Source organism: Noviherbaspirillum sp. ST9, assembly GCF_048799745.1.
In the GTDB taxonomy this organism is placed as follows: domain Bacteria; phylum Pseudomonadota; class Gammaproteobacteria; order Burkholderiales; family Burkholderiaceae_D; genus Noviherbaspirillum.
In genome coordinates, this window is the sequence record NZ_JBLWFR010000059.1 from 1 (window position 1) to 792 (window position 792).

Annotated in this window: 1 protein-coding gene; it reads right to left on the reverse strand. The window is 45.1% G+C overall.

Translation table 11 applies throughout. The features are described from left to right. On the reverse strand, positions 1-728 hold a 728-nt coding region (locus ACNOHI_RS24720), incomplete at its 3' end, for an FAD-dependent oxidoreductase (RefSeq protein ID WP_420477383.1). Positions 729-792: the final 64 nt, after the last annotated feature.

Here is a 792-nt window from a genome sequence, read left to right on the forward strand (position 1 = left end):
ACTTTTTTATCTCCAGTCCCATTCGCGTTCAGCTTCTGCTTGCTTATCCCCCACAGTAATCCGCTTCCGGGGTTTCCGGGGATCACATATGGGCTAATGCTGTCAGGAAGCTGATGACCCTCCATCAGCTGAACGCCATTGATAGTTTCGTGATACTGGCTGTTTGATTCACGGCCGACGATATACGACACACCGGCGCTAGCCATCAGGTCGCCTTCGTAAGTACAGTCGATGAACACTTTTGCCCGCACTATTGTAGCTTCAGGCTCTTTGGAGTGTTCAAGCGTTATCTCATTTATCCGGTTTCCTTTCTTCTTCACCTTTATCAACTGGTTATCAAACAAAACCTCCAGGTTCGCGGCCTTTACATAATCATTGAAAATGCTTTCCGCTACTTTCGGTTCAAATATCCACTGTTCAAACTTTCCATAATACGATCCGATGCGCCTGTAAAAATCCTTTGCCAAACCTGTTACTACAAACTTATTCCCAATATCGGTGTAGCCTAGCCCGCCCGACGACATGCCACCTAAATGCCTCCCGGGTTCTATTAAAAGGACCTTCTTTCCCATTTTCTTAGCAGTGTAGGCAGCGATAACTCCTGCCGAAGTCCCCCCGTATACGCAAATATCGGTTTCGAGGATTTTTGCTGATATCGCATATGAAGGGGAAGAACTAATCCCTGCATGAATAAATAATACGGCTAAAAGTGTTTTACAGGCTCTCATATATCGTTGATTTCAATAGTATATGTCCCTGCCTTACAGCGAGACGTTTAATCCAAAAGTTAGT